The sequence below is a fragment of the Streptomyces sp. NPDC012508 genome (genome assembly GCF_042902595.1).
Classification (GTDB): Bacteria; Actinomycetota; Actinomycetes; order Streptomycetales; family Streptomycetaceae; genus Streptomyces.
Window position 1 is genome coordinate 189,563 of the sequence record NZ_JBIBEO010000003.1, and the last position, 15,474, is coordinate 205,036.

General features: G+C 68.5%; 11 protein-coding genes. 2 read left to right on the plus strand and 9 right to left on the minus strand.

Translation table 11 applies throughout. The features are described from left to right. Nucleotides 1-543 precede the first annotated feature (543 nt). Together rpoB and ACFY8U_RS11255 are read left to right on the plus strand one after the other, a co-directional pair. On the plus strand, nucleotides 544-4,026 hold the full coding sequence (gene rpoB / locus ACFY8U_RS11250) for a DNA-directed RNA polymerase subunit beta (RefSeq protein ID WP_361606912.1): 3,483 nt from the start codon (nucleotides 544-546) through the stop codon (nucleotides 4,024-4,026). 107 nt (nucleotides 4,027-4,133) lie between these two features. Next, nucleotides 4,134-8,033, plus strand: a complete 3,900-nt coding sequence (locus tag ACFY8U_RS11255) for a DNA-directed RNA polymerase subunit beta' (protein ID WP_361761388.1) — start codon at nucleotides 4,134-4,136, stop codon at nucleotides 8,031-8,033. Nucleotides 8,034-8,106: 73 nt separating this feature from the next. Here the strand turns inward: ACFY8U_RS11255 and ACFY8U_RS11260 are convergent, their stop codons facing one another. The 9 genes from ACFY8U_RS11260 to ACFY8U_RS11300 form a co-directional block, all read right to left on the minus strand. Then, entirely contained in the window at nucleotides 8,107-8,370 is a 264-nt protein-coding gene (locus ACFY8U_RS11260; RefSeq protein WP_361445304.1) for a hypothetical protein, read from the minus strand. Continuing rightward, entirely contained in the window at nucleotides 8,357-8,590 is a 234-nt protein-coding gene (locus tag ACFY8U_RS11265; protein ID WP_361761385.1) for a hypothetical protein, read from the minus strand. Before ACFY8U_RS11265 ends, ACFY8U_RS11260 begins: the two co-directional genes overlap by 14 nt. 63 nt (nucleotides 8,591-8,653) lie before the next feature. Then, entirely contained in the window at nucleotides 8,654-9,565 is a 912-nt protein-coding gene (locus ACFY8U_RS11270; RefSeq protein ID WP_389568664.1) for a peptidoglycan-binding protein, read from the minus strand. A gap of 120 nt (nucleotides 9,566-9,685) precedes the next feature. Further along, the gene (locus ACFY8U_RS11275; protein ID WP_389568666.1) at nucleotides 9,686-10,069 is read right to left on the minus strand and encodes an ATP-binding protein; all 384 of its coding nucleotides are present in this window, start codon (nucleotides 10,067-10,069) and stop codon (nucleotides 9,686-9,688) included. Between the two features lie 31 nt (nucleotides 10,070-10,100). Continuing rightward, complete coding sequence (locus ACFY8U_RS11280) at nucleotides 10,101-10,673, minus strand: hypothetical protein (protein ID WP_361667513.1); 573 nt, start codon at nucleotides 10,671-10,673, stop codon at nucleotides 10,101-10,103. Next, entirely contained in the window at nucleotides 10,673-11,803 is a 1,131-nt protein-coding gene (locus ACFY8U_RS11285) for a hypothetical protein (RefSeq protein ID WP_389568669.1), read from the minus strand. The genes ACFY8U_RS11280 and ACFY8U_RS11285 overlap by 1 nt, the downstream gene beginning before the upstream one ends. Before the next feature lie 10 nt (nucleotides 11,804-11,813). After that, entirely contained in the window at nucleotides 11,814-12,953 is a 1,140-nt protein-coding gene (locus ACFY8U_RS11290) for a hypothetical protein (protein ID WP_389568672.1), read from the minus strand. Nucleotides 12,954-13,003: 50 nt separating this feature from the next. Continuing rightward, nucleotides 13,004-14,191: a hypothetical protein gene (locus ACFY8U_RS11295; RefSeq protein ID WP_389568675.1), complete on the minus strand. Its 1,188-nt coding sequence runs from the start codon at nucleotides 14,189-14,191 to the stop codon at nucleotides 13,004-13,006. Nucleotides 14,192-14,252: 61 nt separating this feature from the next. Next, complete coding sequence (locus ACFY8U_RS11300; RefSeq protein WP_389568678.1) at nucleotides 14,253-15,452, minus strand: hypothetical protein; 1,200 nt, start codon at nucleotides 15,450-15,452, stop codon at nucleotides 14,253-14,255. Between the last annotated feature and the right edge of the window lie 22 nt (nucleotides 15,453-15,474).

Sequence of the window (15,474 nt, forward strand, 5' to 3'; positions counted from 1 at the left end):
GACCCTGCGAGTCTCCTGACTCGCTCAGGCGCCTCTCAGGCGCCTTCGAAGGGCGATCACCCATCCGGGTGGTCGCCCTTCGGCGTACCCCGGGACGGGCGTGGCGACGGGTGTGAGAGCCGTCCCTGGCGGAGTATGGTGATCTTCGCCGTGCGCCCCCGCTGACCGGGGGGCCTTGACGAACCGCACGCAGCGCGCAATTCTCAGGACGCGTCGTCACAACGATCCGTATCCGAGGCATGGATCGACGGCGGAACGGGCAGTATCGAGGTGCGCCGCACGGCGCGAGGTACCGCGGAGTTGAGAGCAACGAGGGTCGCGAAAAACTCGCCCTGGACATCAGTGGGCCAAGTGGCTACACTGACCCTTTGCGCTGCCTGTTAGCTGCCCCCTGCCCGTCACCTGGGGCATACCCTCGCGAGAGCATTGTCGGCAGACCTGACCTGACCTGGGCCTTTGGCCACATCAGGAATCGTCTGTCCCTCTGCGTCGCTGGGGACCGGTACGCGCGTAGTGAGTCCGAGCCCTCGGAAGGACCCCCTCTTGGCCGCCTCGCGCAACGCCTCGACCAATACGAACAACGGCGCCAGCACCGCCCCGCTGCGCATCTCCTTTGCAAAGATCAAGGAGCCCCTCGAGGTTCCGAACCTCCTCGCGCTGCAGACCGAGAGCTTTGACTGGCTGCTCGGCAACGCCGCCTGGAAGGCTCGCGTCGAGGCAGCTCTCGAGTCGGGACAGGACGTCCCCAGGAAGTCGGGTCTGGAAGAGATCTTCGAGGAGATCTCTCCGATCGAGGACTTCTCCGGGTCGATGTCGCTGACCTTCCGCGACCACCGCTTCGAGCCCCCGAAGAACTCGATCGACGAGTGCAAGGACCGTGACTTCACGTACGGCGCCCCGCTCTTCGTCACGGCCGAGTTCACCAACAACGAGACCGGCGAGATCAAGTCCCAGACGGTCTTCATGGGCGACTTCCCGCTCATGACGAACAAGGGCACCTTCGTCATCAACGGCACCGAGCGTGTCGTGGTCTCGCAGCTGGTCCGTTCGCCGGGCGTCTACTTCGACTCCTCGATCGACAAGACGTCCGACAAGGACATCTTCTCGGCCAAGATCATCCCGTCCCGGGGTGCCTGGCTGGAGATGGAGATCGACAAGCGCGACATGGTCGGTGTCCGCATCGACCGCAAGCGCAAGCAGTCCGTGACCGTCCTCCTGAAGGCGCTCGGCTGGACCACCGAGCAGATCCTGCAGGAGTTCGGCGAGTACGAGTCCATGCGCGCCACCCTGGAGAAGGACCACACCCAGGGCCAGGACGACGCGCTGCTCGACATCTACCGCAAGCTCCGTCCGGGCGAGCCGCCGACCCGTGAGGCCGCTCAGACGCTGCTCGAGAACCTCTACTTCAACCCGAAGCGCTACGACCTCGCGAAGGTCGGCCGCTACAAGGTGAACAAGAAGCTCGGCGCGGACGAGCCGCTGGACGCCGGTGTCCTGACCACCGACGACATCATCGCCACGATCAAGTACCTCGTGAAGCTCCACGCGGGCGAGACCGAGACGATCGGCGAGTCGGGCCGGGACATCGTCGTCGAGACCGACGACATCGACCACTTCGGCAACCGTCGTCTGCGTAACGTCGGCGAGCTCATCCAGAACCAGGTCCGTACGGGTCTGGCTCGTATGGAGCGCGTCGTGCGTGAGCGCATGACCACGCAGGACGTCGAGGCGATCACGCCGCAGACCCTGATCAACATCCGGCCGGTCGTCGCCTCCATCAAGGAGTTCTTCGGCACCAGCCAGCTGTCGCAGTTCATGGACCAGAACAACCCGCTGTCGGGTCTGACGCACAAGCGTCGTCTCTCGGCGCTGGGTCCTGGTGGTCTGTCCCGTGAGCGGGCCGGCTTCGAGGTCCGAGACGTGCACCCGTCCCACTACGGACGTATGTGCCCGATCGAGACCCCCGAAGGCCCGAACATCGGTCTGATCGGTTCGCTCGCCTCGTACGGCCGCGTCAACGCGTTCGGCTTCATCGAGACGCCGTACCGCAAGGTCGTCGACGGCCAGGTCACCGACGAGGTCGACTACATCACGGCCGACGAAGAGGACCGCTACGTCATCGCCCAGGCGAACGCGACCCTGAACGACGAGCTCCGCTTCACCGAGCCGCGTGTTCTGGTCCGCCGCCGTGGCGGCGAGGTCGACTACGTCCCGCCGACCGAGGTCGACTACATGGACGTCTCGCCGCGCCAGATGGTGTCGGTCGCGACGGCCATGATCCCCTTCCTCGAGCACGACGACGCCAACCGTGCCCTCATGGGCGCGAACATGATGCGTCAGGCGGTGCCGCTGATTAAGTCCGAGGCCCCGCTCGTCGGTACCGGCATGGAGTACCGCTGTGCCACCGACGCCGGTGACGTGCCGAAGGCCGACAAGGACGGTGTCGTCCAGGAGGTCTCGGCCGACTACATCACCGTCGCCAACGACGACGGCACGTACACCACGTACCGGATGGCCAAGTTCTCCCGCTCGAACCAGGGCACCTCGGTCAACCAGAAGGTCGTCGTCTCCGAGGGCGACCGGGTCATCGAGGGCCAGGTCCTCGCCGACGGTCCGGCCACCGAGAACGGTGAGATGGCGCTCGGCAAGAACCTGCTCGTGGCGTTCATGCCGTGGGAGGGTCACAACTACGAGGACGCGATCATCCTGTCGCAGCGCCTCGTGCAGGACGACGTCCTCTCCTCGATCCACATCGAGGAGCACGAGGTCGACGCCCGTGACACCAAGCTCGGCCCGGAGGAGATCACCCGGGACATCCCGAACGTCTCCGAGGAGGTCCTCGCCGACCTCGACGAGCGCGGCATCATCCGTATCGGTGCCGAGGTCGTCGCCGGCGACATCCTCGTCGGCAAGGTCACGCCCAAGGGTGAGACCGAGCTGACCCCGGAGGAGCGTCTGCTCCGCGCGATCTTCGGTGAGAAGGCGCGTGAGGTCCGTGACACCTCGCTGAAGGTGCCGCACGGCGAGACCGGCAAGGTCATCGGCGTCCGCGTCTTCGACCGCGAGGAGGGCGACGAGCTTCCTCCGGGCGTGAACCAGCTGGTCCGCGTCTACGTCGCCCAGAAGCGCAAGATCACCGATGGTGACAAGCTCGCCGGCCGTCACGGCAACAAGGGTGTCATCTCCAAGATCCTTCCGATCGAGGACATGCCGTTCCTCGAGGACGGCACCCCGGTCGACATCATCCTGAACCCGCTGGGTGTCCCGTCCCGAATGAACCCGGGACAGGTCCTGGAGATCCACCTCGGCTGGCTCGCCAGCCGCGGCTGGGACGTCTCCGGCCTCGCGGACGACTGGGCGAAGCGCCTGCAGGCCATCGGTGCCGACCAGGTCGCCCCGGGCACCAACGTCGCCACCCCCGTCTTCGACGGTGCGCGTGAGGACGAGCTCGCGGGTCTGCTCCAGCACACGATCCCGAACCGCGACGGCGAGCGCATGGTGCTCCCCTCCGGCAAGGCGCGTCTGTTCGACGGCCGCTCCGGCGAGCCGTTCCCGGACCCGATCTCGGTCGGGTACATGTACATCCTCAAGCTCCACCACCTGGTCGACGACAAGCTGCACGCCCGGTCGACCGGTCCGTACTCGATGATCACCCAGCAGCCGCTGGGTGGTAAGGCCCAGTTCGGTGGCCAGCGCTTCGGTGAGATGGAGGTGTGGGCGCTGGAGGCTTACGGCGCCGCGTACGCCCTCCAGGAGCTGCTGACGATCAAGTCCGACGACGTGACCGGCCGCGTGAAGGTCTACGAGGCCATCGTCAAGGGCGAGAACATCCCTGAGCCCGGCATCCCTGAGTCCTTCAAGGTGCTCATCAAGGAGATGCAGTCCCTGTGCCTCAACGTGGAGGTGCTGTCCTCGGACGGCATGTCCATCGAGATGCGCGACACCGACGAGGACGTCTTCCGCGCAGCGGAGGAGCTCGGTATCGACCTGTCCCGGCGCGAGCCGAGCAGCGTCGAAGAGGTCTGACGGGAGTCCGGTACGGGGACTCGGTGCAACCCACTGAGTCCCCGGCCGGCCCCAGGACCCCCGTTTCAGACCCCAAGACTTACAACCCTGAGAGGGATTGACGCATAGTGCTCGACGTCAACTTCTTCGATGAGCTCCGGATCGGTCTGGCCACCGCTGACGACATCCGTCAGTGGAGCCACGGCGAGGTCAAGAAGCCTGAGACCATCAACTACCGCACGCTCAAGCCCGAGAAGGACGGACTCTTCTGCGAGAAGATCTTCGGTCCGACCCGGGACTGGGAGTGCTACTGCGGCAAGTACAAGCGTGTCCGCTTCAAGGGCATCATCTGTGAGCGGTGTGGCGTCGAGGTCACCCGCGCCAAGGTGCGCCGTGAGCGGATGGGCCACATCGAGCTCGCCGCTCCCGTCACCCACATCTGGTACTTCAAGGGCGTCCCGTCGCGCCTCGGATACCTGCTCGACCTCGCGCCGAAGGACCTCGAGAAGGTCATCTACTTCGCCGCGTACATGATCACGTTCGTGGACGACGAGCGTCGTACGCGTGACCTGCCCTCGCTGGAGGCGCACGTCTCCGTCGAGCGTCAGCAGATCGAGAACCGTCGCGACGCCGACCTCGAGGCCCGCGCCAAGAAGCTCGAGACCGACCTGGCCGAGCTCGAGGCCGAGGGTGCCAAGGCCGACGTGCGCCGCAAGGTGCGCGAGGGCGCCGAGCGTGAGATGAAGCAGCTGCGCGACCGTGCGCAGCGCGAGATCGACCGTCTCGACGAGGTCTGGAACCGCTTCAAGAACCTCAAGGTCCAGGACCTGGAGGGCGACGAGCTCCTCTACCGCGAGCTGCGTGACCGCTTCGGCACGTACTTCGACGGTTCGATGGGTGCCGCGGCGCTGCAGAAGCGCCTGGAGTCCTTCGACCTGGACGAGGAGGCCGAGCGCCTCCGCGAGATCATCCGTACCGGCAAGGGCCAGAAGAAGACTCGTGCGCTCAAGCGCCTCAAGGTCGTCTCCGCGTTCCTGCAGACCGCGAACAGCCCCAAGGGCATGGTTCTCGACTGCGTGCCGGTGATCCCGCCGGACCTGCGTCCGATGGTGCAGCTGGACGGTGGCCGCTTCGCGACCTCCGACCTGAACGACCTGTACCGCCGTGTGATCAACCGCAACAACCGTCTGAAGCGTCTGCTCGACCTCGGTGCCCCCGAGATCATCGTGAACAACGAGAAGCGGATGCTCCAGGAGGCGGTCGACGCCCTCTTCGACAACGGCCGTCGTGGTCGCCCGGTCACGGGCCCCGGCAACCGTCCGCTGAAGTCCCTCAGCGACATGCTGAAGGGCAAGCAGGGTCGATTCCGTCAGAACCTGCTCGGTAAGCGTGTGGACTACTCCGCGCGTTCCGTCATCGTCGTCGGTCCGCAGCTGAAGCTGCACCAGTGTGGTCTGCCGAAGGCCATGGCGCTGGAGCTCTTCAAGCCGTTCGTGATGAAGCGCCTGGTCGACCTGAACCACGCGCAGAACATCAAGAGCGCCAAGCGGATGGTCGAGCGCGGCCGCACGGTCGTGTACGACGTCCTCGAAGAGGTCATCGCCGAGCACCCGGTTCTGCTGAACCGTGCGCCCACGCTGCACCGCCTCGGCATCCAGGCCTTCGAGCCTCAGCTGGTCGAGGGCAAGGCCATCCAGATCCACCCGCTCGTCTGCACCGCGTTCAACGCGGACTTCGACGGTGACCAGATGGCCGTCCACCTGCCGCTCTCCGCGGAGGCGCAGGCCGAGGCCCGCATCCTGATGCTGTCCTCGAACAACATCCTCAAGCCGGCCGACGGCCGTCCGGTCACGATGCCGACCCAGGACATGGTCCTCGGTCTGTTCTTCCTGACCACCGACGGCGAGCTGCGTGACACCAAGGGCGAGGGCCGCGCGTTCGGCTCCACCGCGGAGGCCACCATGGCCTTCGACGCCGGCGAGCTCGCGCTGCAGTCCTCGGTCGACATCCGCTTCCCGATCGGCACCGTTCCGCCGCGCGGCTGGGTTCCCCCGGTCGCCGAGGAGGGCGAGCCGGAGTGGCAGCAGGGTGACTCGTTCCGTCTGCGTACGTCGCTGGGCCGCGCGCTCTTCAACGAGCTGCTGCCCGAGGACTACCCCTTCGTCGACTACTCGGTCGGCAAGAAGCAGCTCTCCGAGATCGTCAACGACCTCGCCGAGCGCTACCCCAAGGTCATCGTGGCGGCGACGCTCGACAACCTGAAGGCGGCGGGCTTCTACTGGGCGACCCGTTCCGGCGTCACCGTGGCCATCTCCGACGTCGTCGTTCCCGAGGCGAAGAAGGCCATCGTCGCGGGCTACGAGGCTCAGGACGAGAAGGTCCAGAAGCAGTACGAGCGCGGTCTCATCACCAAGGAAGAGCGCACTCAGGAGCTCATCGCGATCTGGACCAAGGCGACCAACGAGGTTGCCGAGGCCATGAACGAGAACTTCCCCAAGACGAACCCCATCTTCATGATGGTTGACTCGGGTGCCCGAGGAAACATGATGCAGATGCGTCAGATCGCCGGTATGCGTGGTCTGGTGTCGAACGCCAAGAACGAGACGATCCCGCGTCCCATCAAGGCGTCCTTCCGTGAGGGCCTCACCGTCCTCGAGTACTTCATCTCGACGCACGGTGCCCGTAAGGGTCTCGCCGACACCGCCCTGCGTACCGCCGACTCGGGTTACCTGACCCGTCGTCTGGTGGACGTCTCGCAGGACGTGATCATCCGCGAGGAGGACTGTGGCACCGAGCGCGGTCTGAAGCTGAAGATCGCCGAGAAGGGTGCCGACGGCATCCTGCGGAAGACGGACGACGTCGAGACCTCCGTGTACGCGCGGATGCTCGCCGAGGACGTCGTCGTGGACGGCAAGGTCATCGCGCCGGCCAACGTCGACCTGGGTGACGTGCTCATCGACGCCCTCGTGGGCGCCGGCGTGGAGGAGGTCAAGACCCGCTCGGTCCTGACCTGTGAGTCCGCCGTCGGTACCTGTGCCTTCTGCTACGGCCGTTCGCTGGCCACCGGCAAGCTGGTCGACATCGGTGAGGCCGTCGGCATCATCGCCGCCCAGTCCATCGGTGAGCCCGGTACCCAGCTGACGATGCGTACCTTCCACACCGGTGGTGTGGCCGGTGACGACATCACCCAGGGTCTGCCCCGTGTCGTCGAGCTCTTCGAGGCTCGTCAGCCCAAGGGTGTCGCCCCGATCTCGGAGGCGGCCGGCCGCGTCCGTATCGAGGAGACCGAGAAGACCAAGAAGATCGTCGTCACCCCGGACGACGGCAGCGACGAGACGGCGTTCCCGATCTCGAAGCGTGCCCGTCTGCTGGTGGGCGAGGGCGACCACGTCGAGGTGGGCCAGAAGCTCACCGTGGGTGCCACCAACCCGCACGACGTGCTGCGGATCCTCGGTCAGCGCGCGGTCCAGGTCCACCTGGTCGGCGAAGTCCAGAAGGTCTACAACTCGCAGGGTGTGTCGATCCACGACAAGCACATCGAGATCATCATCCGGCAGATGCTGCGCCGCGTGACGATCATCGAGTCCGGCGACGCGGAGCTGCTGCCGGGCGAGCTCGTCGAGCGCTCGAAGTTCGAGACCGAGAACCGTCGTGTGGTCACCGAGGGCGGTCACCCCGCCTCCGGCCGTCCGCAGCTGATGGGTATCACCAAGGCCTCGCTGGCGACGGAGTCCTGGCTGTCGGCCGCCTCCTTCCAGGAGACGACCCGAGTCCTGACGGATGCGGCGATCAACGCCAAGTCCGACAGCCTCATCGGCCTCAAGGAGAACGTCATCATCGGTAAGCTCATCCCGGCCGGTACGGGTCTGTCCCGCTACCGCAACATCCGGGTCGAGCCGACCGAGGAGGCCAAGGCCGCGATGTACTCGGCCGTCGGCTACGACGACATCGACTACTCGCCGTTCGGCACGGGCTCCGGCCAGGCCGTTCCGCTGGAGGACTACGACTACGGTCCGTACAACCAGTAAGCGAGTCGCTTGAAGTACCGCAGGGCGGTCACCCCCTTTCACCGGGGGTGGCCGCCCTGCGGCGTTGTCGGTACTACCGGCCGGCCAGCTCCCAGACCGCGAGCATCAGGCCGGCGCTCGCCGTCAGCGCGGCGATGCTGGCCAGGGGCCAGCGGGCGCGCTCCAGGGCGTCGAGCCGGGTCTCCATGTCGGCGAGCTGTTTGTCGGTCTGGTCGCTGCGCTGGACGAGCAGGGCGAGCGAGCCGTCGACGCGGGCGAACCCGGCCTCCAGCGTGCCGCGCATCCGCTCCAGCTCGATGGCGACGGTGACCGGGTCGTGCTGCTCAGACTCGGTCATCGGCCGCTCCCGGGGAGGTGCGCAGCCAGGAGGGCAGCAGGTGCTGCACGGCCGGTACCGCCATCACCCGGGTCAGGGCGCCGGCGGCGGCGAGCGCTCCGGCGACCCAGGGGAGTGTCGCGGGGATGCCGGAGGCGTCGACGATCGCGGGCAGGACCACGGCGAGGGCGACGGCGGTCTGGAGGACGGTACGGGCCGTCCGCTTGGCCTCGTCGGACATGGGGGCTCCTTGCGTGAGGGGGCGGGACTGCTTGGTGGGGCGGGACTACTCCGTGGGGTGGGACTACTTCGAGTACGGGACCTTGAGCGCGTTCCAGGACATGACGCCCGGCCAGCCGTCGGCGTCGGAGCCGCTGAAGCCGAGCTTGCGCTGCCACTTGGCGTAACTGCGCCGGTCCGCCTCCCCCCAGCGGGGGGACGGGCCGACGGCGTACGCGGAGCAGCCCTCGGCGACCAGCCGGCGGCCCATCGCGGTGACGATCGGCGAGCTGGGGTTGTTCTTGAAGAACGACGTGCCGGGGAAGGGCTGGTAGCGCGGGGCGGCCGGCTTCTGCGGGGCCGGGGGCTGCTTCACGGGGGCCGCGGCGAGCCGCTTCTGCACCCGGTCGCGCATGCCCGGCATCGCGAAGCCGCGCGGGTCGCTCTTCCAGTCCGACCACTCCAGGTGCCCGATGACGGACTTGGCGCCCCAGCCGTGGGCCCGGCAGAGCGCGGCGGAGGTCCGCTCGATGGCGTCGAGCTGGGCGGCGGGCCAGGGGTCGCTGCCGTTGCCGAGGTTGATGCACTCGAAGCCGTAGAAGCGGGAGTTGCCGTCGACGGCGCCGGCGCTGCCCTGGTGCTCGCGGGGGGCGGGCGGCCGGGCCCCGTACGTCTCGGTGATCACGGCCTGGAGGACGGAGGGATCGCCGCCGCCCGCGTGGTTGGCGCGGCCGTTGGCGACGAGATGGACCGTGCCGTCCTTGGCGATGACGCCGTGGCAGAGCGGGCCCGGCAGGCCGGTGTAGCCGTTGTAGCAGAGCTCGACGGACGAGGCCGTACCGCTGGAGACGGTGTGGTGGATCATCACGCCGGCCACCGGGCCCCAGGCTCCCGCCCGGTTGCGGTGGTGGGTGCGCCAGCCGTCGTGCTCGACGACCTTGACGCCTTCGGCGCGGAGCGCGGCGACGAGCCGGTCCGCGGAGAGGGGAGTGGCCATGGGTGACCTCCAGGCTTGCGGGGGCATGAAAAAAGCCCGCGCGAGGGCGGGCGTACGGGTGGGGCGGAGTCTCTTGGCCTCACGGAGCCGGGGCCGGCTCTGCGGGGCTGGGGCTAGCTCTTACGGGGCCGGGGCCGGGGCCGGGGCCGGCGCCCAGGTCGCGCAGAGCGCGGCGTAAGCGGCCCGGCGGTTCTCGAAGTCGGCGAGGGCCGCGGCGACGGCCTGCTGGGCGGCGGTCGGGTCGGGGACGACGGGGAGCCCGTCCTTGGCGTGGACGATGATCAGGCCGGAGCCGCGCAGGGCGGTGTCGTCCGTGCCTTTCTCGGTGAGCTCGGCGGTGACGTACACCGACGGGTACTGCCCGGTGACCGGGTCGATCTCCAGGGTGTAGCCGAGGTTGTTGTCGTGGACACGGATGTTGAGGGTATGGCCGTTCTCGGTGACGACGGCGCGGCCGGCGTAGTCGATGGCCACGCCCCACGGCTGGGTGGGGTCGATGTTCATGGGGTGCTCCTCGTACTGCTCGGGGGACGGATCAGGTCTGGGCGCCGTGGATGAGGACGGGCTGGGCGTAGACCGTGCCGCCGCTGGCCATGGCCTGGATCTCGATGGTCATGGTCTGGCCGAACCTGGTCTTCATGTCGCCGGGCAGCAGGCCGAGGTGGTCGTAGGTGGTGCCCGCGGTGACCGTGGGACCGAACTGGACGTTGTCGACGAGCACCCGCACCTGGCCGGTGGCGCCCGACGACGCCGCCGTGTTGACCGCGAGCCGCAACTTCGGCTGCCAGATGGGGTTGGAGGACCTGGCGATGGTCGTGAAGGCGGCGGCGGTGGTGGAGGGCCACTTGGCCGGATCGGTCGGCAGCGGTGGCATCAGCTGCAGCCAGGGCCGGGCGAGACCCCCGGTCAGGATGTCGTCCGCGAAGATCTCGTGGTTGTAGCCGTCGAAGATCCGGAACAGCGGCCGCGTGACGGTGACGCTGCCGGACTGCGTGGCCGGGCGGAACTCGTTGACCGGAGGACGGGTGTTGACGGCCGTCGACAGGGTCTTCAGCCGGCGTTCCATCTGGTTGAGCCGGTCGATGATGTCCTCGGGCAGCTGGGGCATCAGGCCTCCTCAAGGTAGAGCTCGGCGGTGTCGGGACGGCCGCGCTCCGGGGGAGTGACCTTGACGCCGATGATGCGGTAACGGGCGTCCAGGCCCCGCGCGAACCACTCGTCGTGGATCCGGATACGGGCGGTACGCCCGATGAGGGCCGGCGGGACCATCCCACCGAGGTGGATGGTGATCGCCGGGATGACCACGGCACCGCGGGCCTGGGCGAGTTCCGCGGCGGCCAGCGACTCCAGGGTGAGGTCGTCGGTGATCTCGTTGTGGTCCGTGGACAGGTCGATCAGCGGCCAGCCGTCGACGAGCAGCGAGGTGTCGTACTGCTCCTTGCCGTACAGCGGCCGCGACTCGGCGGCCGCGTTGGAGTTCACCGACGCGCCACGGGCGACGGCGGTGGTGCCGCCGCGGGTCGCGTCGTACGGGAAGGAGTACGACAGGATGACGCCGGGCCGGTCGAAGAGCAGGTCGGTGGCGCCATTGATGATCTTGGGTTCGCCGAGCCGGAGCTGGCGGACCCGCTGCCCGGAGATCGGGTCGCGGTAGACCAGGATCTGGTGCTCGAAGCCGTCCTGCATGCCGGCGATCTGGTTGAGCGCGTCCAGGTAGACGGTCTCGTCGCCTTTCCGCCAGGAGACGGTCCGCTTGATCTTGGCCGGCTCGTCCCCGTACGTGATCCCGAGGCGCTTGGGGTCCTGCTCCGGGGGGAGGCCGGGGTAGGTCTGGAGGTCCAGCTCCTGCCAGAGTCGGCGCGCGATCTCCAGCTGATACGTCGGGGTGTCGTACGTGATGTCCGTGCGGATGCGCCTGCGGCCCGCGTACGAGTCGAACGTGGCGGCCTGGATGCCGAGGGTCAGCACCCCGCGGCCGCTGGACTGCAGGGTGGTGGTCCAGATGATGCCGCCCCACCACAGATCCCCGCCGCGCTCCAGATAGACCGCGGTGCGGCCTTCCCGGACCTGCTTGACCCGCTCGGCGATGTCCTGGTTGGGGATGGGGATGGTTCCGGAGAGGGAGCCGGCCTTGCCGATGTAGTCGTCGAAGGAGACGTCCCGCAGAGGCAGGATGTCCAGCGTCTGGTCGGTGAGCAGATCGCAGAAGATCGCCCGGTAGGGCGTGTCGAGGCTCATCGGGCTCCCCTCAGAGGACGTAGGTGGCGGAGACGCGGACGTTGCGGCCGGTCATGAGCACGGCGGTGGGGGCCCAGGTCCGCAGGTTGACCTGCCCGTTGGCCCAGATGTTGGCGCCGCCGTTGGCGAAGCCGTCGCAGGCGGAGACCTCGACGTCGAAGGCCGGCCGCCAGCCCGCGGGCAGGGTGCACAGCTGCTCGTCGTCGATGTTTCCGGCGCTGTTGGCGGTGATGGTGGCGCCGCTGCGGGTGACGGACAGGAGCAGCGTGACGATGCCGCGGGTGCGGCGCGCGTTGAAGGACACCAGAGACCAGCCGGGCAGCATCGTGACGCCGCTGTTGAGGGTCTCCACCTCGACCGGCGGCTGGTAGTTCACCCAGGCGGTGCCGTTCCAGCGCTGGAGCACCCCGCCGGTCTCCCGGAACTGGCCCGGGTAGCTGCCGGTGGACAACGTGCCGCTGGGGGCGATGCCGCCGATCTCCTTGGGGTAGGCGATCCAGGTGGAGCCGCTCCAGCGCTGGAGGTAGTGCGAATCGTCGTTGTCCTGGTACTGGCCCGGGTAGGAGCCTTTCACCGTGGCGTTGTTGTAGGTGGGCAGGATGCCGCCGGCCGCGACGGTCGTGGTGCGCTTGTCGGTGACGGTGCCCGGAGTGCCCCAGGCGATGCCGCCGGTGCCCGCGGAGGCCCCGGCCTGCACCCGTACGGTGAACAGCGCCAGCGAGCGGGCCGGGGCGTCGGGCGGTACCGGAGCGGCCTTCGGTTCGCCCTTCACGATCTCCACGACGGCTTCGTACCTGCCCTGGAGGTCGGCGTCGTTGTCGTGCACGCGCAGGACGACGAGGTCGATGCGTGGGTTGAGCGGGTCGCCGTCGCCGAAGGTGATGGTCATGTCCTGGTCGAGGGCGACGGGGTAGGCGCCGTCGGAGTTGCCGCCCTGGATGACGGCCTTGCCGTGGTAGACGGTGGCCGTCATCGGGCCGGCCTGGCTCAGCCACAGGCCGCCGACGCGAAAGTCGCCGTTGTACGTTCCGGGCAGGATGCCGGACCGGACGCCGAGCGGGTTGACGGGTGTGGTCGCGCCGATGTTGGTGATACGGGTGTTCTGGCGGGTCTGGCCGTTGGGCAGCAGCCAGCCGGAGCGTACGGGCATGGGATCTCCTGGGGGAAGGATCGTTCGGGCAGCCGGTGGACGAGCGTGGCTCAGTGCTGCGGAACGACGTGGAGGAACGTGTTGTTGAACCAGGCCTGCAGGGCGGTGTTGGTGGTCCGGTAGTAGGCGGTGACCGTGTAGGTGGCGCCCGCCGTCAGGGTGTGCAGACGCTGGGTGGTGGAGACCGAGACGTTGCCGGGGGACTGGCAGACCACCCCCCACCCGTCGCCGTTGTCGCGGTGGACGGTCGTGCCCTGCATGACCTTCACGCTCATGAAGCCGACTCCGGAACCCGTGCCGACCAGCTGGATCCGCGAGCCGAAGGTGAGGATGGCCTGCCGTGAGGCCGGGGCGACGAAGGTGAGGGACAGCGAACCGGTCCGGTTGGTCAGCGTGTCCACCCAGGCCGTCGAGGTGGTGTAGCCGTCGTCCACCGTGTCGTTGAAGTACGGACCCGGGAAGGCCGGGGCCCACGCCGAGCCGGTCCAGCGCTCGAGGCGACCGCCCGCACCGTCCCGGTACTGGCCGGTGTACGTGCCCTGGGTGGAGGCGCTGACGGAGTTCGGGACGACGCCGCCGATGGCCTGCGGGTATGCCACCCACTTGCCGCCGTCCCAGCGCTGCAGCTGGGCGTCCGGGGTGTCCTGGTACTGGCCGGGGTAGGCGCCCGGCTGGATCGGACCCTCGACCGGGAGAATGCCGCCGACGGAGGAGACGGTCGTGCGCAGGTCCTTGAGGGCGGTGGCCCACGGGATGCCGCCGTTGCCCGCGCTGGCGCCGGCCGGGACGGTCACCTGGTACAACGGCAGGCTGCGCGCCGGAACCGGCGGGGCCTTCGGCGACTGCTCCGGAACACCCTGGAGGATCTCGATGACGGCCTCGTTGCTGGTGCCCTCGTACAGCTTGTCGTAGATCTTCAGGACGACGAGGTCGACCCGGTTGTACTGGGCGTTTCCCGGGGCGAAGGTGACGACCTCGGAGGCCGGCAGCGTCACCGGGTAGGCGCCCTGGGAGATGTCCCCCTGGATGACGGCCCGACCCTCGGAGACCGTCGCCGACATGGCGGAGGCGTTGTTCATCCAGAAGCCGGACAGTCGGTACTTGCCGTCGTAGGAGCCGGGCAGGATGCCGGAGCGGACCTGGACGGGGTTGAGCGGGTTGGTGGCGCCGATCTGGGTGAGCCGGGTGTCCTCGCGGGTCTGGCCGGTCTCGGCGACCCAGCTGCTGCGCAGGTTCATGGGGTTCTCCGTTCGAATGGTCGGTGGACGGATGAGGGGGCAGGGCGTGGACCGCCGAGGGTCAGGACTTGATCCACTCGGCGGTCAGGGTGCAGGCGTAGCCGGAGCCGCCGAGCGTTTTGACCGCGGCGGTGTGGCTCTGGTAGCCGGCCAGCTGGAGCGTGTTGCCGGCGGTGAGTTTGATCAGCCCCTGGCCGCCGACGGTGATGGCGCTGTTGGCCGCGGGGGTCAGCCAGGTCATGCGCTGCACACCGGCCCCGTTGACCAGGACGCGGGCGCCCCGGGCGCCGGTCTGGGCGTCGTTCTGCCAGACGGCGTGCGCGGCGATCCGCCACCAGCCCGTGCGCGGCACGACGAAGGTGTCGCTCCCGTTCCAGCCGGCGGCGTCGTCGGCGTCGACGGTGGGCAGGGTGATCACGGTCCAGGTGTTGGGCGCGACGCTCTGCTGCTGGGCCGCCAGGGTCTGCGAGGCGCTGAAGAGCAGGGACGACCTGCCTTCCGCGTACTGCCAGGCCGCGCCGTCCCAGCGCTGCAGGATCCCGTTGTTGTCCCGGTACTGGCCGGTGTAGCTGCCGTTCGAGACCAGGGAGCCGGGGGCGATCCCGCCCATCGCCTTGGGGTACGAGACCCAGGTCGTGCCGTCCCAGCGCTGGAGCATTCCGGCCGCGTCCCGGTACTGGCCGACGTACGCGCCCTTGAAACCGCTGGTCGGCAGGATGCCGCCGAGCGCCACCACCGGCCAGTGCTGCTGGGTGACTCCGGTGGTGGTCCAGGCGATGCCGCCGGTGCCGGCGGAGGTGCCCTTCGGCACGCGGATCGTGTACAGCGGGATGGTGCTGCCCTTGCCGCTCGCCGGCGTCACGGGGGTGGCGTGCGGGGTGCCTTTGACGAGCCGTACGACGGCCTCGGTTTCGCCCGTACGGTCGTAGAGGTCGTCGACGACGGCCAGTTCGACCAGGTCGATCCGGTCGTACTGCGGATCGCCGTCGGTGACGGTGAGGTTCGTCGGGGTCGTGACGGCGACCAGGTAGGCACCCTGGGCGGTGTCGTTGCCCTGCACGATCGCCCGGCCCGTGCCGATCGTGCACTGCATGGGGCCCGAGCCGGTCAGGAGCAGGCCGCCCGGCACGACGCCCGGCCGGGAACGGAGGGGGGTCTCCTCGGGGCTCTGTCCACTGGGGGTGAGCAGGGCGGCGAGGGTGAGGCGGGTGTCCTCGCGGGTCTGGCCGAGGGACTGGAGCCAGGCGGCCCGTACGGTCATGGGTTCACCTCTTCGTTGGGAG